We start from the raw sequence: 24,653 nt of genomic DNA on the forward strand, positions 1-24,653 counted from the left end.
TTTAATTTTTTTTCTTAAAAATACCCATGATTCCATTTGGAGCCAAGGTCACAAAGAAAACCAACATGCCACCAACAATTAACAAATTCCATGTCGATGACAAAGTCACAGAGGCAACTTGCTGAATTGATCCCAATAGTAATGCACCAATCAACGGGCCTAACCAAGATCCCAAACCACCAACAATTGGCATGGCAATACTATTGACAGCAAAGGATAAATTAAATGCAGCAGTTGGTTCCATATAAGTAATCAGATATGGGAAAGTTGTACCCGCCAGACCCATCATCGCTCCACTAATGGTTGTTGCATAGAGTTTTAAGCGTAATGTCGGCACACCCAAACCTTCCGCAGCAAGCTCATCATCACGAATTGCCATTAAGCCCTGACCTAATGATGAATGCTGAATATAGCGTGCAACTATCACAGAAAGAATAGCCATTCCTAAGATCAGAAAATACAACCAATGAATATATTGACCTACACCAATTGGGGATTCACGAGGAACAATAACGTAAACGCCACGCGCACCACCTAGGAACGGTGTATTGATGACGATGGTCAAGAGCACAACGGATAAGGCTAAGGTTGCAATGGAGAAGAATACTCCCTTGAGTCTTAGAGTTAAATAGCCCATGCCTAAACCAACCAAACCAGCAATGAAAGTCCCTAATAAGATATTGACTCCCTGCGGTAATTGCAACTTAAAACCTGCAACCGTAGCATAAGCGCCAATGGCAAAAAATGCTGCTGATCCAAAGTTCACATATCCCGCATACCCGCCTAAAATATTCCAAGCCGTAGCCAAAATCACAAACTGTAATACTGAATAAGCCGCAAAGAAGAAATACTCAGACTTAATTAAAAAGGGAAGAGAACCTAAGACAGCCGCAAAGACGAGCATGCCAAAAAGAAATTTTGAATTATTTTTCATTTTCCAAAAATTCCTTGTGGTCTAAATGCTAAGGTTAACAATAACAGTCCAAATGAAACTGCAGGGGCCCAAGACGGGCCAGCAAAGGTTGAAGTCATACTCTCAGCAATCCCTAAAATCATGGCAGCAAATAAAGTCCCCATCAAATTACCCATGCCACCTAAAACGCAAACAGCAAAGACTAATCCAATATATTCTCGACCGGCGGCGGGCTGAACACTTTGAATAATCATGAGCATTGCGCCACTAAATCCCGCAACCATGAGTGATAAGCCAAAAGCATAACCTTTAATCTTGACTGGATTAACTCCCATCAGTTGCAAAGCTAATGGATCTTGCGCAACCGCACTCACCGCACGACCAAAGTAGGTTCTTCTAAAGAATTCACGGATGAGTAATAACAGACCAACGGATAATACACATGGAATCAATAATCGGTATGGTAAATTCACAAAACCTAAATTGAGAGATACATCAGTGTAAGAAGTGTTCACGTTACGATAATCAACACCAAATAATAAAATCAAAATCATTTCGATAATGAAAAGCAGTCCAAAGAAAAAGGCCAAGCCTCGTAATGAGTCTCCCCCGCCTGCCTCTCTTTCAAAACGGTCATAGTAAATTCGGTAAATAAAAATACCGAGTAGCAAAAAGAATGGCGCCATAATAACAGCAGCGAGTATTGGGTCAACCCCAAACTTCTCATTTAACCACCAGGTTAAATATGCTCCAAGAATAATCATGACTGGATGAGAGATATTCACAATATCTAACATACCAAATGAAATTGAAATACCTAAGCTCATCGCAGCATAAAAACCTCCGAGCAACACTCCAGAGATGATTGCATTAAAGAGCAAATCTAAAGAAATATCCATAACTCAATTCTATAAATAGATCCCCAATCTGAACGATTGGGGACTGATTAAAAGGAAGTATTACTTACTTGCTTCTTGATATGGAGTAATCAACTCGCCAGACTTAAGTTCTTTAGGAGAAATAATGGCTGATGGACCTGCTTTACGGAATTGGTCAATTTCATTACCTTTCACACCACGGTATTGAACATACATCGGACGACCTACTTCCCACTCACCATTTGAAGCGAACTTCACATCACCAACAACAGTTTTGTGTGTAGTTGCACGAATATAGTCGATGAGTTTCTTCTGATCAAGACTACCAACCGTAGTAATGGCATTACCCAAGATTTCCATTTCGGCATATGCATAAGGAGGTAAGTAGTATCCTAAAGGATCAACACCCTCTTTTTCGGCACGTGATTGATAAATTTTCAAGAATGCATCAATACCAGGGAAGTTTACTGTTTTCTCAGCAGCATACAACTCATAACCTACAACACCATTGAGTAAAGGTCCCAATTGTTTTTTAACTGCGGCAAATCCTAGACCAATCATGGTTCCACCAAATACTTCAGTTTTCAGACCAATCTCACGAGCAGCGCGAATGACACCAGGGGTCTCATTTGGATATGAAGCAAAGAAAACAATGTCCGGATTAGTTGCTTGAACTGCACGAAGAATTGGTGTGTAGTCAGTTGTATTTGGCGGATACGTTTTGTCATATACAACTTTGAGATTGTATTTTTTCGCCACAACACGTGCACCTTCGATCGTCATTGCTGCGAACTCATTATCACCACCAACAATCGCCACAGTGGTAGGTTTTTTCTTTGCAGTCATTGCCGCATCAAAAAAGCCGCCAGCTAAACCAACTGCAGGCTCTTTACCGTTCGGCATCATTTGGAAATAACCAGGGTAATTAAACTTGGCATTAACGTTTGTACCAAACAAGGTCATGAACAATAAGTTACGTTGCATCGCAATCGGCATCGCTGGAGCAATTAAGTTTGTTCCATAACCAGAGATGATCAAATCAACTTTATCAACGTCTAATAGTTTTGTGTAAATACCGGGAACTAAAGAAGGATTACTTTGATCGTCATAGTAAACAAACTCAACTTGACGTCCTAATAAACCACCTTTTTTATTAATTTCTTCACGCCAAATTTCCATAGAAACTAAGGCGGCTTTACCGTTAGCAGCCATACCACCGGTCAAACCCATACCAAAACCAATTTTCAGTGGCGGCTTGTTCTGAGCAACAGATACTGTAGCTATACCGAAAGAAGCCATCATAGTAACTGCTGCCACTAAAAGACGACGACGCATATTTGATACAAACATATAAATCTCCTTATTAAACTAATGATCAAATGCTAATCTATTTTCAAAAAAATGCTATCTATGGAAAACCCTTAGAGATGAGTGTGTTCATGATTAAGCATCTGTAATGAGGCGGTAATTTAGTCTTTTTAAATTAATAAGCTATTGATTAGTATAAGTTAAATTATATAAATTAAATACTATTAATGCCAACGATTTCTTTACTCTTTTGCCAAGTATTGCAAATTTATTTATATCTAACTTTGATCAATTAGATCAATATGAGGCCACTGTAGTTTTAATTGTGATTCAAAATAATTCTCTTGACCAGTAATAGGGTCTGTAAATGCCAAGCTTTTAGCTAATAACTGCATTGGCTTATCGTAATTTCTATCTTCTGGCGCCAAATAGGCCTGCATTTGAGGATAAATCTGATCATGCAAAATCGGGATCCCAAGCGCATTCATATGGACTCTGAGTTGATGTTTTTTTCCAGTCAATGGCTTTAATTGATATAAAGCTTGATCACCACTTCTTTCGATAAGATCAATTTGAGTAATTGCGTTTTCATCACCCTCCCGATCTTGCATTTTCATGAACTGATGAGAGTTTTCTATTCGGCTTGTGTATTCGAGTGGCCATGTATGCTGGTTCGTAAAGGACGCTACAGCTAAATATGTTTTATCTACCAAGCGGTTTCGAAATAACTGAGCATAAACATTTCGCGTGGAGCTTTGTTTCGTGAACATTACTAAACCTGCGGTTTCAAGATCTAAGCGATGCACGGCACTCAGCTCATCTATTCCTGTACGTTGTCGAAGTCGAACCAATAAGGTTTCTTGTATATACGGTCCTACTGGTGTTACCGGTAAATAATGCGGCTTATCAGCTACCAATAAGTATTCGTCTTCGTAAATAATGTTTTCTTGAAAAGGAATGACAAAGTTCTCTACTACTTCACGATAGTAATAAACAATGGATCTTGGCAAATAGCACGCATCAGGCAGAAGTGCCTGACCATCTTGATTCAAAACACGTCCAGCTTGCATGCGCTTTTCCCAACCAGCTCTTGTGCCTCTTGGAAAGCGTCTTTCTAAAAAATCTAGTACGGTTAAGTAAGGTCCTTCTGGAAGAAAAACCTTACTTGGCCCAACGCCATTCAAATTTTGTAGATTCTTATTCACAATAGAAGAACCTAAATCATCTGAATTAATCTCTAGAAGCTTTTTTACGCTCGTGCTCTTTGAGATAACGTTTCCGAAGTCGAATACTCTTTGGAGTGACTTCAACTAGCTCGTCATCGGCAATGAATTCAACAGCATATTCCAAGGACATCTGAATCGCCGGAACTAAACGCACTGCTTCATCAGTTCCCGATGCTCGCACGTTCGTTAATTGCTTACCCTTGATCGGGTTGACAACCAAGTCATTATCGCGACTGTGAATACCAATAATCATTCCTTCATATAAAGGATCGCCAGGTACCACAAACATGCGGCCACGATCTTGCAATTTCCATAAGGCATAAGCAACTGCTTCACCATTATCTTGACTGATCAAAACACCGTTATGACGCTCACCTAACATCCCGTCTCTGACTTGATCATATGCATCAAAGGTATGACTCATCAAACCTGTACCGCGAGTCATGGTTAAGAAATCACCCTGAAACCCAATTAAGCCCCTTGCTGGAATTCTGTACTCTAAACGTGTACGTCCTTTACCATCACTAACCATGTCAAGCAGTTCGCCTTTACGTTTACCCAACTCTTCCATCACAGAACCCTGTGTAGTATCTTCCACGTCGACTGTGAGATTTTCATAAGGCTCTAACTTGTTACCATTTTCGTCTTCATGAAAAACAACTCTTGGTCTTGAAACAGCGAGCTCATAACCTTCACGACGCATGTTTTCAATCAAAATAGTTAAATGAAGTTCACCACGACCAGAGACTTCAAAAATAGTATCGTCGTCGGTATCTTTAACGCGTAAAGCCATATTGGCTTTCAACTCACGATCTAAACGATCTCTTAATTGTCGACTTGTAACAAACTTACCTTCACGACCAGCTAATGGACTTGTGTTGACCATAAAGTTCATTGTTAATGTCGGTTCGTCGACTTTTAACATTGGTAATGGGTCTGGATTGTCAACTGCACAAATGGTGGTACCAATCGCAATATCTTCAATTCCGTTGATCAAAACGATATCTCCAGCAATAGCTTCGGAAACTTGCTCGCGTTCAAGACCTTTAAATTTTAGACATTGATTAATACGACCTTTGAAGGGTGTACCTTCACTACCGTTCATACAAATCACATCCATACCTGGTTTAATCGTGCCGCGTGAAATACGACCGACGCCAATCTTACCGACATAACTGTTGTAATCAATCGAAGAAATCTGTAATTGCAATGGGCCTGTTGTGTCATCATCACGCACTGGAACATGTTCGATGATGGTCTCAAATAGAGCGCGCATATCACCTTCGCGCACGTCTGGACTTAATCCAGAAAATCCATTTAAACCAGATGCATAAACAATCGGGAAATCCAATTGCTCTTCTGTTGCACCTAATTTATCAAATAGTTCAAATGTTGAATTCTCAACGTATTCAATACGTGCACCTGGACGGTCTACTTTGTTAACAACGACAATGGGTCGAAGTCCTAAAGCCAAAGCTTTCTTTGTCACGAAACGTGTCTGTGGCATTGGGCCTTCAACTGCATCTACTAGGAGCAATACGCCGTCAACCATCGATAATACTCGCTCAACCTCGCCACCAAAGTCCGCGTGACCCGGGGTGTCAACGATATTAATATGCGTGCCTTCATACTCAACCGCACAGTTTTTAGCCAAAATAGTAATACCACGTTCTTTTTCCAAATCATTTGAATCCATCACTCGTTCTGTAACAGCTTGATTTGATCTAAATGTTCCAGATTGGCGAAGTAATTGGTCAACTAAGGTTGTTTTACCGTGGTCGACGTGGGCAATAATTGCAATGTTTCTAATAGCGCGTTGTGTCATCGTAATACTTTCAAAAATAAAAACTAAAAATGAGAATTCTCTAAATGATGCTTGATGGATATGTCAGTACTGAAATGTTGCGAAATAAGTCCTTGTTCTAATACGTTCTCCAAACGATCTGTTGCAAGTAATCTTTTAGGATGTAATACTCCATTTTTTTGGTCTACAAGCCCCATAAATTGCTTGGAGTTTTGTTGCAAATGATAAATTCTGAGTATGGGTTGACTCAATAGGTCCTCTGATTCTTGGGAAAGCAGTTCTCGCACATTGATTCTTTGGCCCATTTTTAAACGCAATGCAAGATGATGCTCTACTACAATGGCTGGTACATGGGTAATTAATGAATCAACTTCCATCATTTTGACGCTCTCTATCACTTCTTCCATCGATTGAGACTCTCTCAGGTGCAAATGACCAATCCGAGTTCGACGCAGTTCTGTCATATGTGCGCCACAACCTAAAGCATCACCCAAATCAGAAATTAAGCTACGGATATAGGTTCCCTTACTACAACTCACTTTAATCACAGCTACTGGCCATGAACAGGATAAAACCTCTAATTCTGTTATCTGAATCTGTCTTGCTTCAAGGTCAAATATTTCCCCTTCTCTAGCGTAAGCGTAAAGGGGTCTACCATCACGCTTAATCGCAGAATACATCGGGGGCACTTGAGCAATATTCCCCATAAATCGGGGAAGTATTTGCTGTAATTGCTCAGCAAAACTCTCAACCCACAGGCTCGTAGGCTCATCTGCACGAGCAATGATCTTTCCTTCGGCATCACCAGTATCTGTTGTAACTCCGAACAGTAAGGTGGCAATATACGACTTATCTGCATTAAATAAATCTTGGGAATATTTAGTTGCCTCTCCCAAACAAACAGCTAGTAAACCGGTTGCTAAAGGATCTAAAGTTCCAGTATGACCAGCTTTATCAGCATGACAAGCATGCTTGACCATGGTCACTGCTTTTTGAGAGCTGATCCCGCGGGGTTTGTCTAGTAATACAACCCCATCAGTCCAGCGCAATGTTTCATTGCGCATTAATGATCCTCTTTGGGGTTTTCCGGTACTGAACTTTGTAAGGCACGATCAATTAAACGTGACATCTCAATACCACGCTCGATCGATTGATCATGAAAAAAATGCAGGGTAGGTACTGTGTGAATATGCAAACGTTTAAAAAGAATTGAATGTAATAAACCAGCTTTTTCTTTAAAAATACGAGCGGCAATTTCAGGATCTGCCCCTAAAACAGAGTAATACACTTTGGCATGTGCCATATCTGGCGTTAACTCAACCGATTGCAGAGTAACAAGCCCCATAGAGGAATCACGAATCTCCTGTGGAATAATCTGTGCCAAATCCCTCTGGATCTGATCCGCAACACGCTGGTTGCGGTGTTTAGGAGCTTTTGCCATGAAATTTTATAGAGTTCTTGCAACTTCCGTCACTTCGAAGATCTCTAATTGATCGCCTTCTTTAATATCGTTATAGTTTTTCAGAGAAAGTCCACATTCAAGACCTGCACGAACTTCTTTAGCATCATCTTTAAAACGCTTCAAGGAATCTAACTCACCCGTCCAAACAACCACATTGTCACGCAGCAATCTTGCTTTAGACGTACGCTTAATCACACCATCGATAACCAAACAACCCGCAATAGAGCCAATTTTGGATACCGTAAAGACTTGACGAATCTCAACCATACCGGTGATTTCTTCTTTCTTATCAGGTGTCAACATGCCGCTCATCGCTGCCTTGATTTCATCTACTGCATCATAAATAATGTTGTAGTAACGAATATCAACACCATTAGATTCAGCTAACTTACGGGCCAATGCATCTGCGCGGGAATTAAAGCCAATTACCACAGCTTTTGAGGCAACCGCTAAATTAATATCAGTCTCTGTAATACCGCCAACTGCAGCATGCACAATTTGAACTCGAACTTCTGGTGTAGAGAGCTTCATCAAGGATTGTGACAAAGCTTCTTGAGAGCCTTGCACATCTGCTTTAATAATGATCGGCAAAAATTTGGTCTCAACACTACCTTCACCAACATTTTCAAACATGTTCTCTAGTTTGACAGCTTGCTGCTTAGCTAGTTTGACATCTCTGTACTTACCTTGGCGAAATAGCGCGATTTCTCGTGCTTTACGTTCGTCAGAAACCACTAATACTTCTTCTCCCGCAGCCGGCACTTCAGATAATCCCTGAATTTCAACAGGAATTGACGGACCAGCCTCATTACACGGTTTACCATTTTCATCTAGCATCGCTCTGACACGTCCAAAGGATTGTCCAACGAGCAACATATCGCCTCGTTTTAATGTTCCACTTTGAACCAAAATGGTTGCCACAGGTCCCTTACCTTTATCTAATCTTGCTTCAATGACGAGACCTTTGGCTGGTGCCTGAACAGGCGCTTTTAATTCCAACACTTCAGCTTGTAAAAGAACGTTTTCTAACAGATCATCAATACCAATACCTGTCTTCGCCGATACTTCAATGAATGGGGAATCACCACCATATTCTTCCGGTACAACTTGTTCGGCAACCAGCTCTTGCTTGACGCGTTCGGGATTTGCATCTGGCTTATCAATCTTATTCACTGCAACAACAATTGGTACTCCTGCTGCTTTAGCGTGCGCAATCGCCTCTTTTGTCTGCGGCATCACACCATCATCGGCAGCAACCACTAAGATAACAATATCAGTTGCTTGTGCACCGCGAGCTCGCATTGCTGTAAATGCCTCGTGACCTGGAGTATCTAAAAAGGTAATCATGCCACGCGGGGTTTCAACGTGATACGCACCAATGTGTTGCGTAATACCACCAGCCTCACCTGCGGCAACTTTTGAGAACCGAATTTTATCGAGTAATGAAGTTTTACCGTGGTCCACGTGGCCCATCACGGTGACTACAGGAGGACGTGTGAATTGCTCTTGGTCACCCTGTGCTTGTTCTCCAAGATCTAACTCTGGGTCATCTAATTTAGCAGCATGTGCAACGTGGCCCATCTCTTGAACAATAATCATTGCTGTATCTTGATCAAGAACTTGGTTAATGGTAACCATTTGTCCCATACCCATCAAGAGTTTAATAACCTCAGCGGCTTTAACTGCCATTTTGTGCGATAAATCAGCAACCGTAATGGTTTCAGGAATGTGAACATCTCGAATAACTGGCTCCGTCGGTGCTACGAAATTAGTGGCTACATCCGATTGAGATCCATGAGATTTCTTTTTACCGCCACCACTTCTCCAACCACCGCCCAAACCACCCGTAGAGTCACCTCGAGTTTTAAGAGTAGTTTTTTTCTTTACGCCTTCTTCTTGCCATGTGGAAGAAGTCTCAGTTGTCTTAATTAATTTACCAGTCGGTTTAAGGAGCGCTTTTTTCTTATCTTCTGCACTTTCAACTTTAACTGGCTTATGTAAGGTACCTTTTTTATCCTCAACAACAGGAGGCGTAGGTGGTGGAGGTGCCTTCAATACTTTTGAAGGGGTACTCATCATTTCACGGATAGCTAATGCCTCAGCCTCCGCGATTGCTCTTCTGGCTCGAATCGATTTGAGGGCTTCTTCAGCTGCATCTTTTTCTTCAACAACTGGCGTTGTTGGTTTTTCAGGGGCTTTAGCAACTTCTGGAGTCGCTTTAACTGACTCCTTCGTTTGTAACTCCTCTAATTTCTTGTTAGCAAGCTCTTCAGCCTCTTTGGCTGCTAGCTGCTTCATCTTTTTCTCTTCATTGGCCGCGTGCAATTCAGCTTCTTGTCTAGCCAATAACTCCGCTTGACGATTTGCTTCAGCTTCACGCTTGGCTAACTCCTGCTCATTGATAATTGGTTTAGGAGCCTCAACAATCGCTGGCGGTTGCGAAACTTCTTCTATTGGAGTTTCATCCTGCTTGACCAAAACACGTTTTTTACGAACTTCTACTTGAACTGTGCGAGTTCTTCCAGCAGAGTCTGATTGACGAATTTCACTTGTTTCACGCTTGGTTAACGTGATTTTTTTTCTACCACTAGCGTCTGTTGGTGCCGGTGTTTTTTCAATATGATCCAATAGTGCCTTCTTCTCTTTATCCGTAAGCGTATCTGTTAATTCTTTTTTTTCAATACCAATCGACCGCAATTGCTCAAGGACATTGTCGGTCGAACGCTTTAACTCTTCAGCCAATATCTTTACAGTTGTGGTCGCCATGCGATCCCTCTTCTTTAATTAAACCAATGTGCTCGTGCCGTCATAATCAAAGTCTTGGCACTTTCTTCATCCATCTGTGTCATTTCAACCAACTCATCCACAGCGAGTTCAGCCAAATCATCGCGTGTAGAAATTTGATGCGCATTTAATTGCTCAATGATTTGTGCTGTAATGCCTACGACAGAACTTAACTCCTGAGACACTTCACCACTTGCAGAAAGATCAACCGCTTCAAGCGAATCTCTTGCGCGTGTACGTAACTCATTCACAGTATCCTCGTCAAATGCTTCTATTTCAAGCATTTCACTCAAAGGCACATAAGCAACCTCTTCTAAGCTATTAAAGCCCTCTTCAATCAAAATATCAGCAACTTCAGCATCTACGTCCAATTTCGCCATGAAAAGTTCACGCACTTTGTGCACTTCGTCTTCTAGTTTTTTCGCAGACTCTTCAGGAGTCATAATATTGATCTGCCAACCAGTTAACTCACTGGCTAAACGAACATTTTGACCGCTTCGCCCAATCGCAATGGCTAAGTTATCTTCATCCACAACCACGTCCATCACATGTTTTTCTTCGTCAACAACGATGGAAGATACTTGGGCGGGAGCTAATGCACCAATGACAAACTGGGCTGGATCTTCAGACCACAATACAATATCCACCGCTTCACCAGCAACTTCATTTCTAACGGCAGTCACACGTGTGCCCCGAACACCCACACACGTTCCAATTGGATCAATCCGCTTGTCGTGAGTTACAACGGCAATCTTCGCACGAATGCCAGGATCTCGAGCTGCACCCTTTAACTCTAAAAGTCCTTGCTCAATTTCTGGCACTTCGTTTTCAAATAGCTTTAATAAAAACTCAGGGCAAGTTCTCGATAATTCAATTTGTGGACCACGAGCTTCACGATCCACTTTCAAAATATAAGCACGAACACGATCGCCACTTCTTAAATTTTCTTTCGGAATCATTTGATCACGACGTAACAGAGCTTCAACTCGTCCAGACTCAATAATTAAGCCATTTTTGTCGGCACGCTTGACGGTACCGTTCATGATTTTTTCACCACGCTCCAAGAAATCATTCAGAATTTGCTCACGCTCAGCATCACGAATACGCTGCAAAATCACTTGCTTAGCAGTTTGTGCACCAATACGACCAAATGCTTCAGACTCAATCTGCTCTTCAATATATTCGCCAGTCTCAATATCTGGAATTTCTTCTTGAGCTTCGAATAACAAAATTTCTTTATCGGGTTCCTGTAAACCAGACTCACTAGGAACAACTAACCAACGACGGAAAGATTCATACTCACCAGTCTGACGATCAATCGCAACGCGAATGTCTACTTCTGTGTCATAACGCTTTTTAGTCGCAGAAGACAACGCCATTTCTAACGCTTCAAAAACAACTCCACGATCTACGTTTTTTTCGTGTGCTAATGCATCTACTAAGAGGAGAACTTCACGACTCATGATTTTTTTCCTTTGAAATCAAGTACTGGAACTAACCGCGCTTTATCAACGTCGGCCAATGAAAACTCAAGCATTGCTGGTTCACCAGGCTTCGGCTCAATCAACAATCCCCAAACTGCATCCCGAGACTGCGGGTCACCACTCAGTAGACCTTGCAAAATCCCAGTAAAATTTTTACGGTTACCCATCGCAATATGAAGCTTTAACGTAATCTCCAAGCCTTTGAATCGTTCAAAGTCTTGCGCAGTTTTCAAAATGCGATCTACCCCTGGAGAAGAAACTTCTAATCTCTCAAAAGGAACGTTTTCTACAGGTAATGTATAAGTTAATTGATGACTAACTTTTTCACAGTCACCCACATTTATCAAGATATTGAAATCTATGTTTTCAATCGTCACGCGAAGTAAACCTCTCCCTTCTCGTTCAATATCAACGAGTTGGTACCCTAGGTTTTCTACTACTTCAGTAATCACTTGGTTTGGATTAACCATCATTATTCAACTTCAACAAAACCATTTTGTGCAAAAAAAAATGGGCAAATGCCCATTTCTTACCAAAACTCTTACAAATTTCAGCAAAATAGAATTATATACGAATTTATCCTAAATCACTAGATTTCTTTGGCCTAGGACCTTTAAAGTTAGACTTAGGTCGATTTTTTGTATTTTTTGAATTCCTAGCATTACGCGGATTGGGACCGCCATTTCCAGTTGCTCCTGCAAATCCATGCTCGTGAGAAACCCTCGCACCAGGTCGACCTTGATTACTTCGACCATTTTTCTTTGCTCCAGAAGGATGGTGACCATTACCGGTTTGACCATTTTGACCGCTTTTGTGCTGCGTAAGGCCTAAACGACCGTCTGCCATCTTGAGGGCTTCTCTAGACCCCCAATAAGACACAGACGTCTGCATAGGGTCAGGCTGACCATGACTATCTTGCTGACGATCTTGACCCCGTTGGTGAGGCTTACCTGTTCCGGAAAGGGCTAAATTAGCAGTTTTTAAACCAGCCATCTTCATCAGTTGCACAACTTGATCCGCTGGTACTTCATCAAATTGCCCTCTTCTCAAGCGAGGAGGAAGCACAAATATACCGTATCTTGTTCGAATTAACCGCGACACCATGTGACCAACCGCTTCAAACATTCTTCGAACTTCGCGATTTTTACCCTCTGTCAAAGCAACGTGATACCAACGATTGGATCCATCACCCCCACCATCTGCAAGTCGTAAAAATTTAGCCACACCGTCTTCTAGAGTCACACCATTTTTTAAGAGTTGCGTTTGCTCATGCTCTAGTTCACCAAAAATACGAACTGCATACTCCCTCTCAATGCCATATCTTGGGTGCATGAGTCGATTAGCTAACTCACCTGAGGTGGTAAACAGTAACAGTCCTTCGGTATTGAAGTCTAGACGACCTACTGCAATCCATCGGCCATTTTTAGCCTTGGGTAAACGATCAAATACTGTAGGACGCCCTTCTGGATCGGACTGACTAACAATCTCGCCAGTAGGTTTGTGATACATCAATACCCTAGGAGGTTTAGTCTGAATTTTACGATGTACCAGTTTGCCATTAATGCGAACTTGATCAGTTGCACCAATACGTTGTCCAATATGCGCCGGCATACTATTGACGGAAACTCGCCCTTGTATTATTAAATCTTCCATTTCTCGACGCGATCCCATACCAGCATCAGCTAGTACTTTATGTAATTTAACGGTATCTTCGTCTTCAACATCATCATCTAAGCCATCGAGATCTGACCAAACTTCGTCTCGCATCGACATTGGTAATTCATTGACATTTGCAAATTGGTATTGCTGAATTGGCTCATCTGATTCGGATGACTCGCCATCGTGATCCTCTTTCCAGTCTCGCGACTGAGCATCTTCTAGGGCTTTTAAACTTGGATCAACAATCACTGCTTGGGATTGATCATCACTCATTTCACCATTCAATGAGGCTTCCGGCTTTTCTGGGGTTTCTAAAATCGCATCAAACTCCCCCGAGACAACCTGAGCAAACAACATCTCACTTTGTTCTTTGATCGGGTTAGGTTTATTACTTGCAGAAGCTCTTGCATGTGGCCCTCTGCTCGCAGGCCGATGTCGATTCGATTTAGGGGTTGATGGGCCGTCTTCAGATGCTTGAATTGGCTCTTGGGTACCATCTTCAGGCCGCGGTCTTTTAGGCCCAAACTTACCACCCTTGCGACCAAATCGAGGATTTCTTGGACGCCTAGGTTCTGTGCTTGCTGCACCCTCTTGAGCTCCAGTAGAAGTCTGATCTGAAACTGCAGTTTGCTCTGATGACTCCATTTTAGGCAACTTTGGTGCACCATCAGGTATGTCGTTTTCAGTCATTATTCGGCTTCTTCCCTTCTAATTCAGGGTGTGGAACTTCTTCATCTTCACTTGATTCATGCTCAGTACTTAAATTTTGTGCCTCTTCTTCCAGGGCATTATCTATTGCAGACTCATCCAATAAAGTTTGCTCAAAGTTAATGACTTGTTGAGCAATCTGATCTACCACAACACCGTCCTCTAGTGAGGGCAAAGACTGTAAATTAGGTATGCTCATATCGTCTAAAAATTGCTTAGTTGTCGCATACAGTGCAGGTCTACCAATGCTATCTTTATGACCAATGACTTCAATCCAATTCCGGTCTTCTAGTTGGCGAATAATCTGAGAACTCACTGTTACACCTCGTATTTCTTCTATCTCGCCACGAGTAACTGGTTGACGATAAGCAATAATAGCCAATGTCTCCATGACTGCACGTGAATATTTAGGTGGCTTTTCCACTGTCATTCGATCCAGGTATTCCCGCATCGATATACGACTTTGAAAACGCCATCCTGTTGCGATATGAACGAGTTCCATGCCTTTTTCTGACCAATCGCTTTGTAACTCATGTAACCAAGTAATAATGTTTTCTGGAGTTACCTCATCACCATATAGGCGAGAGAGTTCATTGATCGATAAGGGTTCCGGACTGCATAAAAGTGCTGTTTCAAGCACTTGCTTGTAATGGTTTTCAATCATAAGTGAGGTTTGAAATTGCTTTCAATAATAACTTTCTACTAACTCTATCAAGAGTGATGGAATTCAACGATCCACAATGGTTTTTATTTGCGACGATTTGACTTTTTTCTAACTGGAAATGTCGAATGTATTAGTGTCAAAGGTGACAAATAAAACTTTATAGACGAACGTAAATAAACAAATTAGGGTATGCTTTTTATTCGAATAGGCTATTATATCGAATTCCTAAGGATAATCCAAATAGTTAATATCCTTCTTGTGGAATTTCACTTATAAATCAATATACCACCCATATCGCGCAAACATTTATGTTTTTCAATGGCTACGTTTTACGACTCTTACTCCTCCTGAGTTTCCTATTCCTGAATGGCTGTTCAATCATGCATTCCGGTAAAGAAACTTCTCAGGGATCAGTTACGAAACCTTCTCACATCATCAAGGATCCTGTCATTGGTCTAGCTTTGGGAAGTGGCGCTGCTCGCGGATTTGCTCATATTGGTGTGATTAAAGTCCTTGAAGCGAATGGCATTAAACCTAGCATCATCGTTGGGACAAGTGCAGGTAGCGTAATAAGCGCTATTTATGCTTCTGGCAAATCTGCTAATGAACTTCAACAAATTGCGATTGACTTAGATGAGGCAACGATTACAGATTGGACAAATCCCTTCTCAACAAAGATGGGAGGGATGATTAAGGGTGATGCTCTGCAATCCAAAATCAATCAATTGGTCAAAAATCGCCCCATCGAGCAAATGAAGATTCCTCTCGGAATCGTTGCTACCGATTTAAAAACTGGTAATCCCATCTTATTTCAGCGAGGCGATACTGGACAAGCAGTCAGAGCATCTAGTAGTGTTCCTGGGGTATTTATGCCAACGGTTATTCAAGGTAAGGAATATGTTGATGGCGGCCTCACCTCGCCTGTACCAATTAAGTTTACTAAAAATTTAGGAGCGGACATTGTCATCGCCGTCAACATTTCCTCTGATCCATCAGATCAAAATGTCAGCGGAATTTTAGGAACTTTATTACAAACTACAACAATTATGGGGCGAAGTATCACCAACTGGGAGTTACCTCTTGCTGATGTCATTGTGGTTCCTCAACTGCCCCAAATGAAGAGCACTGACTTCAGATCTCGAAATGCTGCAATCTTGGCTGGAGAAATTGCCATGCAACAACAAATCACGCTCTTAAAAAATAAGATTGACGAATTTAAGAAACAATAAAGGCAGCCTGAGCTGCCTTTGCCATTAAATAAAACAGGCTTTATTTAGTGATGATATCCATCTGCATACTATCTTTAGTCGCAGGATTCACTCTTCGAGCACCATCAAAACGCTTATCCCAGTAAACCGTCGTCATATCATCTACTCTCACTCCAGATCCACGGGCTGGAGCATGAATAAACTTATTTTCACCAACGTAGATACCAACGTGTGAATTCTCACGTTGTAAGGTGTTAAAGAACACCAAATCACCTGGCTTTAGGTTATCTCTTGAAATTTGTAATCCAACTTTGCTCATTTCGTCCGTCTTCGCAGGAAATAAAAAGCCTAAGTTATCCTTAAACACATATTTCACAAAAGCACTGGCATCAAAACCGGTCTGGACTTTTTCGCCCCAACGATAACGAACACCAATCAATTGCATTGCATTGTTGATCAGTGATGAAGTACTATCCGAAACAGTTCCTGCAACCTTCCCATAAAAACTTTGTTTAGGTGTAGCAGCAGGTGCGGTTACCTCTTCCGTAGACTGAGCTATAGAAAAATGACTTATTAAAGTAGTCAAGACTAAAGAACTAACTAAAGAGTATTTTGTAAGTTGTTGAAATTTCATGTAAATATTAATTTTAATTATCAATTTATATTAGTCTAACCAAGTTTACAACTATTTTCAATATAAATTGTCATAAATTATTCAAAAAGCTTCGCGAATCAACTGTTGGGTATATTTCGACTTTGGCGAACGAATGATCTCTTCTGTCTCTCCAAACTCCACAATGTCGCCATGTTGCAAGACCATAATGCGATGGGACATTGCCCGAACTACTGCAATATCGTGACTAATAAAAATATACGCTAAATTGTATTTATGCTGTAAATCAGTGAGTAGCGTTAATACCTGCTTTTGAATGGTGACATCTAAAGCGGATGTTGGTTCATCTAAAATCAAGATTTCAGGTTTTAAAATCAAAGCTCTAGCAATGGCAATCCGCTGTCTTTGTCCTCCTGAAAACTCATGTGGATAACGCTCAATCGCGCTTTTTTCGAGTCCGACTTCTGCTAGTACCTCTGAGACTTTCTGTAATTTTTGCTCTTTACTCAAATTGGGTTGGTGAACGTCTAGTCCTTCTGAGACAATTTGCCCAACCGACATTCGTGGTGAAAGAGATCCAAACGGATCCTGAAATATCACTTGAAACTTTGCACGCATCTGTCGTTGCTGCTTTGCATCAATTTGCTTCCAATGGCAGCCCAATATTTCTACATCTCCTTCAACCTGAGCGCTAGTACCACCAAGTAAATCTAATAAGGCCATTCCTAAGGTGGTTTTACCTGAACCTGACTCACCGATGACACCCAATGTTTCACCTTGACGTAAATCTAGATTGATATTTCTCAATACAGAAGTAAATGATGGTTTTTTATAAAATTCAAGTATCTGACTCCAGCCAGATTTTGGTGTTGGGTATGAAACCCCAATATTTTTAACATCCAACAAATGTGTTGCTAATGGGATAATGGGCAACAAATGTGATTCTGGATGACTATTGACCAAGGATTGTGTGTATGACAACTTTGGTGCGTGAAATATTTCTTGAGTTGTCCCAGACTCCACCACTTTCCCCTGATGCATCACCACTACTTGCTGTGCAAACCTCTTCACTAAATTAAGGTCATGGGTAATCAGTAAAACTGACATGGATTGATGCTCAGACTGTTGTTGTAACTCTTGTAATAAATCTAAGATTTGCTTTCTTAAATTTACATCAAGTGCTGTGGTTGGCTCATCTGCAATCAATAATTTGGGTTTGGTAGATAAAGCCATAGCAATCATCGCTCGCTGCCTCTGCCCTCCAGATAACTGATGGGGGAAGGCCTGCATTTTATTTTTTACGTCGGGTAAACCTACTTTTTCAAGCATTTCCTGCGCACGTTGTCGCGCAGCTTCTTTCCCTAAGAATGGTTCATGAATCATGACAGCTTCAATGATCTGATAGCCAATCGTAAAGAGTGGATTCAGAGCCGTCATCGGCTCTTGAAAAATCATGGCAATCTCACGTCCACGAATACTTCGTAATTCATCAATCGGTACACGCAATAAATTTTTATCACCCCAGTGAATATGTCCGCTCACTTGCGCACCTTCTGGTAATAAACCCAAAACCGATAATGCTGTTAATGACTTACCTGACCCAGACTCCCCAACAATCGCAACTCGTGAACCTGGTAGAACTTCTAAATTCAGTCCATCAACGACCTTGCGCTGTTTCCGTCCTTCACCAAACTGAATAGTTAACTGTGTAATTTTTAAATGCTCTTTCACATGGATCCCCTTTTTCTAGGATCAAATGCATTTCGCAGTGCTTCACCCATAAAGGTTAACAACAACAAAGTACCTACGAGCACAATAAATGTTGATAAAGAAATCCACCAAGCATCTAAGTTAGACTTTCCTTGTGAGAGTAATTCACCTAGGCTTGGCGTATCGGGTGGAACACCCAGCCCTAAAAAATCTAAACTGGTTAATGACAAAATAGCCGCACTCATTTGAAACGGTAGAAAAGTAATCACAGGAATCAAACTATTGGGCAGAATATGTTTAACCATAATCTTCCAATTCGTAAGACCAAGAGCGCGTGCTGCCTTGACATACTCTAAGCCCCTGTTTCTAAAAAACTCTACTCGTACATAATCTGATAAATTAATCCAACTAAATAATGAAAGCAGAATGACCAACAACCAAATACTTGGACTAAATACGGAGGCTAGAATAATCAGTAGGTATAGCTCCGGCAAGGAGCGCCAAATATCTATAACACGCTGTGAAATTAAATCAAAATTACCACCTAAATATCCCATCAGACCACCAAGTAAAACTCCAATAATTACACCAACAAGCGTAAGCGCCAAACCGAATAAGACAGAAATCCGAAATCCATAAATCAGTCTTGCAAGTACATCCCGTCCACGGTCATCAGTACCGATCCAATTATCAGCTGATGGGGCGGCTGGATTGGGTTGTTTAGAAAAATAGTTAAGGCTCAAATAACTGTATTCAATCAAAGGATAAATTGCCCAATTACCTTTTTGACGAAGATTATCTCGTATTAAAGGATCATGAAAATCAGTCGGAGTTTCAAAGTCACCGCCAAATACGGTCTCAGGATAATCTTTGATAATTGGAAAATATATCTGGCCATCATACGATGCAACTAAGGGTCGATCATTAGCGACTAATTCCGCACATAAACTAATCCCAAAAATAATCATAAATATCCACAAGCTGTAATAGCCCAAACGATTACTTTTGAAACGTTGCCAAGAGGTATTTTTCTTCTTTATTGAAGCCATCTTAAGACCCTTGACTCTCAAACTGAATTCGTGGATCAACTAACACATACGCCACATCCGATATTAATTTCGTAAATAAACCTATCAGAGTAAATATATATAAGGTCCCTAATACAACTGGATAGTCTCTACGCATCACTGCTTCAAACGACATGAGACCAAGACCATCAAGGGAGAATAAGGTTTCAATCAAAAGTGAGCCCGCAAAAAAAGCGCCAATAAATGCTGCTGGAAATCCTGTAACAAGTGGAATCATGGCATTACGAAAGATATGTCGCCACATAACGAGTCTTTCCGGTAAGCCTTTTGCTCTTGCAGTAATCACATATTGTTTACGAATTTCTTCTATGAAAGAATTTTTCGTGAGCATCGTAATGACGGCAAAACTACCTAGAACGGATGCCGTAATTGGTAATACTAAATGCCAGGCATAATCCAGAATTTTTCCTGACCAGCTAAGTGTTTCCCAGTTATCAGATACCAAACCCCGTAATGGAAAAATTTGCAGGAAAGTACCACCCCCAAATAAAACCAATAACAAAATCCCCATCACAAAACCAGGAATAGCATACCCCACCAAGACCAACATGCTCGTAGCCGTGTCAAACCTAGTACCATCTCGAATCGCTTTTGAAATACCCAAAGGTATGGATATCAAATACGTAATAAAAAAAGTCCACAAACCAATGCTAATAGATACTGGTAATTTAGAAATGACTAAATGCCATACACTTTGATGCTGATAATAACTTTCCCCTAAATCAAATCGGGCAAACCGCCCCAACATACTGAAGTAACGTTCAATAGGTGGTTTATCAAAACCATAGAGTGCTTTAATTTCTGCAAGATTTTTTTCATCTATTCCTTGCCGTCCTCGATAGGTGCTCCCACCTCCTGTAGACTCACCAGCACCAACTCCCGCTCCACCACGTCCTTTTAGTTCCAGAACCATTTGTTCAACCGGACCACCAGGCACAAACTGGACAACGGCAAAGGTAATTGTTAACACCCCAATCAATGTAGGAATCATCAACAATAACCGTTTGACAATATAAGGTGCTAAACCATGTCTCATTTGGACTCTTTCTGAGTAGAGTTACTTGTATCACGCCACCAATTGCCAATAATCCAAGCCTCTGCAGTGTAATAAAGTGGTGGCTGCGGTGTTCCTAATTGTGTACTGTAAGCAATGCGGTGCGTAGGGTTATACCAGTGTGGCACAACGAAATAATTATGTATCAAAATACGATCAAGCGCTCTCGTGGCAATATATAAATTCTCGCGCTCTTCTGCTCTTGTAATCATTGAAATCAAATCATCCACACTGCGCAGTCGCACTCCAATCTGATTATCAGTACCTTTTTGCGTAGCAGCTTCACTCCCAAAACGATCCCATAATTCATTACCAGGACTTTGGGTATCCTGATACCTAATCGTTGTCATTTCAAAATCATGCTCATCGAGTCGTTGCTGATATAAAGCATTGTCTGTGGTGCGAACGTTCGCTTTAATACCTAATTTTTCTAAATTACGGACATAAGCCGTTAATATACGCAGTAAAAATGGACTGTCTTCTAGCATCTCAAATTCAAAGGCTTGCCCTGCAGCATTCCGTAATGCCCCATCACGATATGTCCATCCGGCCTGCGCTAAAAGTTCTTTTGCCTTGAGTAAGTTGGAGCGCAAAGAATTAGGCGGAGCTGTACTTACTGCAGATGGCATCGGCCCAAAAACAGAAGCAGGTATTTCACCAGGATATTTTTGTTGCAAACTTTTTAATAACTTGAGCTCTTCTCCAGTTGGGACACTATTTTTGTCATAGGTGGCACCTAAAAGTGAATTAGAAAAATAACTATCTAAGCGTTTATATTGACTATAAAAAATTTGCCGATTAAGCCATTCGAAGTCAAGGGCTAAGCCTAAGGCTTGACGCACTCTTGGATCTTTAAATATTTCTTTACGTGTGTTCATCGCAAAGCCTTGCATTCCAGCACCATTGTGATGTTCAAACTCTTTTTTTACTAAAAGCCCTTGATCAAATTTTCTACCAACATAACTTTTCGCCCAAAGTTTCGCTCGATATTCAACGATGGCATCGAACTCCCCTGCTTTAAATGCCTCTAATCGAACCGTATCATCACTAAATAATTTATACACAATGCGGTCAAAGTTGAAGTTACCCACGCGTACATTCAGATTTTTTCCCCAATAATTAGGATTCTTTTTAAAGACAATATTTCTACCAGCCTGGTAGGAATCAATGACATAAGGCCCACTTCCAATCGGATTGTCAAAGGCTAATTGATCAAATGGTGTTTTAGTACCATCAGGCTTTATTCCCCACCTTGGAGAAAAAATTGGCATTGTGCCAGCAAGTAATGGTGCTTCCCCAGTCCTGCTCTTAAAGTCAAATCGTACCAGTCGATCTGAAATCACTACAACTTGCTTGATATCTGCAAAGACATTGCGGTAACTAGGATGAGCTAATTTACTCATTAAAGTATCAAAACTGTACTTCACATCACTCGCCAAGATGGAACTTCCATCGCTGAATTTAGCTTCTGACCGAATATGAAATGTCATCGACAAATGATCATTCGACAAGGTCATATCATCAGCAATTAATCCGTAAATCGTCGACGTTTCGTCTGCGCTACCAATTGCTAATGACTCAAACAATAATCCAGCAATCCCAGGGGCAACAACACCTCTTAATGTATAGGGGTTGAATTTATCAAAACTGGTGCGTCGATCAGGATTGGCTAGAGTGAGTGTGCCACCCTGAGGGGCTTGAGGATTCACAAAATCAAAGTGAGGAAAATCTTTTGCATATTTAGGATTGCCATATTGCGCAAATGCGTGACCCGCCCAAGAAGACTGGGGTATCAACAGAAGGCTTAGGAAAAAAATCAGTATTTTCATGAGTTACGAATATTCTAACAACTTACAATTCCGTTCAATTTTGCACAATTGTAGTAGTGACTTCTCATTTTTGGGATAATTCCTATAAACCTCACTATCAAAAGGATATTTATATGGGCTTTCTTGCAGGTAAAAAAATTCTCATTACGGGCGTTTTATCAAATCGTTCAATCGCTTACGGTATTGCTAAAGCATGTCATCGGGAAGGTGCAGAACTTGCATTTACCTACGTAAGTGAACGTTTTAAAGAAAGAATTACTGATTTTGCTAAAGAATTCAATAGTGAGTTGATTTTTGACTGTGATGTGGGTAGCGATGAGCAAATTTCCCAACTCTTCAGTGATTTGAGTAAAACTTGGCCCACATTTGATGGATTTGTCCACTCCATCGGCTTTGCACCTAAAGATGCCATCACGGGTGATTTTTTGGAGGGTTTAAACCGCGAATCATTTCGGATTGCTCATGATATCTCAGCCTATAGTTTTCCAGCAATGGCAAAGGCTGCACAGCACATGCTCAACCCAAGTGCGGCCTTATTAACGCTCACTTATTTAGGCTCCGTGCGCGTGGTACCTAACTACAATACGATGGGCTTAGCTAAAGCCTCTCTAGAAGCAAGCGTGCGATATTTAGCACAATCCCTCGGCTCTAAAGGTATCCGTGTGAATGGAATTTCTGCTGGTCCAATTAAAACACTTGCTGCAAGTGGCATTAAAGACTTCAGCAAAATCCTCAATAGTGTTGAGCAAAGTGCGCCACTGCGTCGCAATGTAACAATTGATGATGTTGGTAATGCTGCAGCTTTCTTTATGTCTGACTTAGCCGGTGGTATTACAGGAGAAATTACTTATGTTGATGCAGGCTATAGTCAAGTGGTTGGCGGCATGAGTGAGTTGTAAATAAATAAAATGCAAAGTTCAGTAAACGCCTCTTTTAAAGAGGCGCTTCTATTTTGGCTAAAGCTTGGTTTTATAAGTTTTGGGGGTCCTGCAGGTCAGATTGCAACGGTTCACAATGAACTAGTAGATAAAAAACACTGGATTTCTGAAAAACGCTTTTTACACGCTCTGAACTATTGCATGATTTTGCCGGGTCCAGAGGCATTGCAACTTGTGATTTATATGGGTTGGTTATTGCACCGAACAATCGGTGGCATCATCGCCGGCGTTTTATTTATTTTCCCAGCAATGTTACTGCTAATCCTCTTATCTATTATTTATGTTACCTTCGGTCAATCACCAATCATTGAAGGCATTTTTTTAGGTATTAAGCCCGCGGTCACGGCGATTGTAATCGCCGCCGGCTATCGGATTAGTAAAAAAATTCTCAAAAAGCCAATCCATTTTGCCATTGCACTCACGGCATTTTTGGGCATGCAGTTCAATATTCCTTACCCCATCATTATTATTGGCGCTGGAGTCTTGGGGTTTTTAGTCTCCCACATTAAACCTGAGTGGATGAACTCCAATAATTCAGCCCACTCTTCAAAAGGGCCAACCAAGCTTACTACCCGAGCACTGATCGATGATGACTCAGAACAACTGCCACACACGCATTTTGCACTCAAGAATTTTTTGATTATTTTATTTGTCTCTTTCTTGGCCTTTGCAATACCGTTTGGGGCTTTGTTAGTTTCGTTCGGTTCAGATCATGTATTCACTCAATTGGCATGGTTTTTCACGAAGGCTGCCCTTCTTACTTTCGGTGGGGCTTATGCGGTTCTCCCCTACGTCTTTCAATCTGCGGTTGAAAACTTCCAATGGCTTACTACTGCACAAATGATGGATGGTTTGGCTTTGGGTGAAACGACTCCAGGCCCTCTGATCATTGTTGTGACATATATTGGATTTATTGCTTCTTACGGCCATACTTTACTGATGGACTCTCCAATCCTTGCAGGATTTTTTGGTGGGCTAGTTGTTAGTTGGTTTACCTTTATGCCGTCATTTTGTTTTATTTTTTTAGGCGGCCCGTTTATTGAATCTACCCGCACTGAACTCAGGTTAATGCCCATTCTCAATGGCATCACGTGCGCCGTAGTCGGTGTCATTGCAAATTTAGCGATATTTTTTGCTATACACACGTTATTTCCAGATGAACTCAATTCAAATGTGAAATACGAACATCTCATTTTTGCCTTATCCGTGATGGTAGTAGCTAGTATTGCGATGATTAAATATGGTCAAAGTATTTTGCGAGTCTTGCTGGTGAGTGGCTGTTTAGGCATCGCGGCACATTACTTCAATGTCCATTAAATCAAG

The 24,653-nt window shown here is 41.1% G+C and carries 20 protein-coding genes; 3 read left to right on the forward strand and 17 right to left on the reverse strand.

Annotation, left to right across the window (positions count from 1 at the left end):
* Position 1: 1 nt before the first annotated feature.
* From QMN06_RS06900 to scpB, 12 genes are all read right to left on the reverse strand, one after another.
* Positions 2-934 carry a branched-chain amino acid ABC transporter permease gene (locus tag QMN06_RS06900; RefSeq protein WP_281969403.1) on the reverse strand — a complete coding sequence of 311 codons (933 nt, stop codon included), beginning with the start codon at positions 932-934 and terminating at the stop codon, positions 2-4.
* Positions 931-1,812: a branched-chain amino acid ABC transporter permease gene (locus QMN06_RS06905; RefSeq protein WP_281969404.1), complete on the reverse strand. Its 882-nt coding sequence runs from the start codon at positions 1,810-1,812 to the stop codon at positions 931-933. Before QMN06_RS06905 ends, QMN06_RS06900 begins: the two co-directional genes overlap by 4 nt.
* 60 nt (positions 1,813-1,872) lie before the next feature.
* Entirely contained in the window at positions 1,873-3,141 is a 1,269-nt protein-coding gene (locus QMN06_RS06910) for an amino acid ABC transporter substrate-binding protein (RefSeq protein ID WP_281969405.1), read from the reverse strand.
* A gap of 236 nt (positions 3,142-3,377) precedes the next feature.
* Positions 3,378-4,304: a pseudouridine synthase gene (locus QMN06_RS06915; RefSeq protein WP_281969406.1), complete on the reverse strand. Its 927-nt coding sequence runs from the start codon at positions 4,302-4,304 to the stop codon at positions 3,378-3,380.
* A 25-nt stretch (positions 4,305-4,329) separates the two neighbouring features.
* Positions 4,330-6,150 carry a translational GTPase TypA gene (gene typA / locus QMN06_RS06920; protein WP_281969407.1) on the reverse strand — a complete coding sequence of 607 codons (1,821 nt, stop codon included), beginning with the start codon at positions 6,148-6,150 and terminating at the stop codon, positions 4,330-4,332.
* A 23-nt stretch (positions 6,151-6,173) separates the two neighbouring features.
* On the reverse strand, positions 6,174-7,193 hold the full coding sequence (gene truB / locus QMN06_RS06925) for a tRNA pseudouridine(55) synthase TruB (protein WP_281969408.1): 1,020 nt from the start codon (positions 7,191-7,193) through the stop codon (positions 6,174-6,176).
* A complete protein-coding gene (gene rbfA / locus QMN06_RS06930) occupies positions 7,193-7,570 on the reverse strand; it encodes a 30S ribosome-binding factor RbfA (protein WP_281969409.1) in 378 nt (125 codons plus the stop codon). The genes truB and rbfA overlap by 1 nt, the downstream gene beginning before the upstream one ends.
* 6 nt (positions 7,571-7,576) lie before the next feature.
* Complete coding sequence (gene infB / locus QMN06_RS06935) at positions 7,577-10,357, reverse strand: translation initiation factor IF-2 (RefSeq protein ID WP_281969410.1); 2,781 nt, start codon at positions 10,355-10,357, stop codon at positions 7,577-7,579.
* Positions 10,358-10,371: 14 nt separating this feature from the next.
* Positions 10,372-11,838, reverse strand: coding sequence for a transcription termination factor NusA (gene nusA / locus QMN06_RS06940; RefSeq protein ID WP_281969411.1), 1,467 nt, complete (start codon positions 11,836-11,838; stop codon positions 10,372-10,374).
* Positions 11,835-12,329: a ribosome maturation factor RimP gene (gene rimP, locus QMN06_RS06945; protein WP_281971740.1), complete on the reverse strand. Its 495-nt coding sequence runs from the start codon at positions 12,327-12,329 to the stop codon at positions 11,835-11,837. Before rimP ends, nusA begins: the two co-directional genes overlap by 4 nt.
* A 106-nt stretch (positions 12,330-12,435) precedes the next feature.
* Entirely contained in the window at positions 12,436-14,208 is a 1,773-nt protein-coding gene (rluB, locus tag QMN06_RS06950; RefSeq protein ID WP_281969412.1) for a 23S rRNA pseudouridine(2605) synthase RluB, read from the reverse strand.
* On the reverse strand, positions 14,201-14,890 hold the full coding sequence (gene scpB, locus QMN06_RS06955) for an SMC-Scp complex subunit ScpB (protein WP_281969413.1): 690 nt from the start codon (positions 14,888-14,890) through the stop codon (positions 14,201-14,203). The genes rluB and scpB overlap by 8 nt, the downstream gene beginning before the upstream one ends.
* A gap of 380 nt (positions 14,891-15,270) precedes the next feature.
* On the opposite strand from scpB, the gene QMN06_RS06960 reads away from it, so the two are divergent.
* A complete protein-coding gene (locus QMN06_RS06960; RefSeq protein WP_281969414.1) occupies positions 15,271-16,119 on the forward strand; it encodes a patatin-like phospholipase family protein in 849 nt (282 codons plus the stop codon).
* Between the two features lie 40 nt (positions 16,120-16,159).
* On the opposite strand, the gene QMN06_RS06965 is transcribed toward QMN06_RS06960, so the two are convergent.
* From QMN06_RS06965 to QMN06_RS06985, 5 genes are all read right to left on the reverse strand, one after another.
* Positions 16,160-16,732 carry a C40 family peptidase gene (locus QMN06_RS06965; RefSeq protein WP_281969415.1) on the reverse strand — a complete coding sequence of 191 codons (573 nt, stop codon included), beginning with the start codon at positions 16,730-16,732 and terminating at the stop codon, positions 16,160-16,162.
* Positions 16,733-16,813: 81 nt separating this feature from the next.
* Positions 16,814-18,442: a dipeptide ABC transporter ATP-binding protein gene (locus tag QMN06_RS06970; RefSeq protein WP_281969416.1), complete on the reverse strand. Its 1,629-nt coding sequence runs from the start codon at positions 18,440-18,442 to the stop codon at positions 16,814-16,816.
* Positions 18,439-19,470, reverse strand: coding sequence for an ABC transporter permease (locus tag QMN06_RS06975; protein WP_281969417.1), 1,032 nt, complete (start codon positions 19,468-19,470; stop codon positions 18,439-18,441). The genes QMN06_RS06970 and QMN06_RS06975 overlap by 4 nt, the downstream gene beginning before the upstream one ends.
* 1 nt (position 19,471) lies before the next feature.
* The gene (yejB, locus tag QMN06_RS06980; RefSeq protein WP_281969418.1) at positions 19,472-20,545 is read right to left on the reverse strand and encodes a microcin C ABC transporter permease YejB; all 1,074 of its coding nucleotides are present in this window, start codon (positions 20,543-20,545) and stop codon (positions 19,472-19,474) included.
* Entirely contained in the window at positions 20,542-22,392 is a 1,851-nt protein-coding gene (locus QMN06_RS06985) for an extracellular solute-binding protein (RefSeq protein ID WP_281969419.1), read from the reverse strand. Before QMN06_RS06985 ends, yejB begins: the two co-directional genes overlap by 4 nt.
* 113 nt (positions 22,393-22,505) lie before the next feature.
* Between QMN06_RS06985 and fabI the strand changes: the two genes are divergently transcribed.
* Positions 22,506-23,291: an enoyl-ACP reductase FabI gene (gene fabI, locus QMN06_RS06990; protein ID WP_281969420.1), complete on the forward strand. Its 786-nt coding sequence runs from the start codon at positions 22,506-22,508 to the stop codon at positions 23,289-23,291.
* A 9-nt stretch (positions 23,292-23,300) separates the two neighbouring features.
* Positions 23,301-24,647, forward strand: a complete 1,347-nt coding sequence (gene chrA / locus QMN06_RS06995; RefSeq protein WP_281969421.1) for a chromate efflux transporter — start codon at positions 23,301-23,303, stop codon at positions 24,645-24,647.
* Positions 24,648-24,653: the final 6 nt, after the last annotated feature.

The sequence above is a fragment of the Polynucleobacter sp. SHI8 genome (genome assembly GCF_027944005.1).
Classification (GTDB): domain Bacteria; phylum Pseudomonadota; class Gammaproteobacteria; order Burkholderiales; family Burkholderiaceae; genus Polynucleobacter.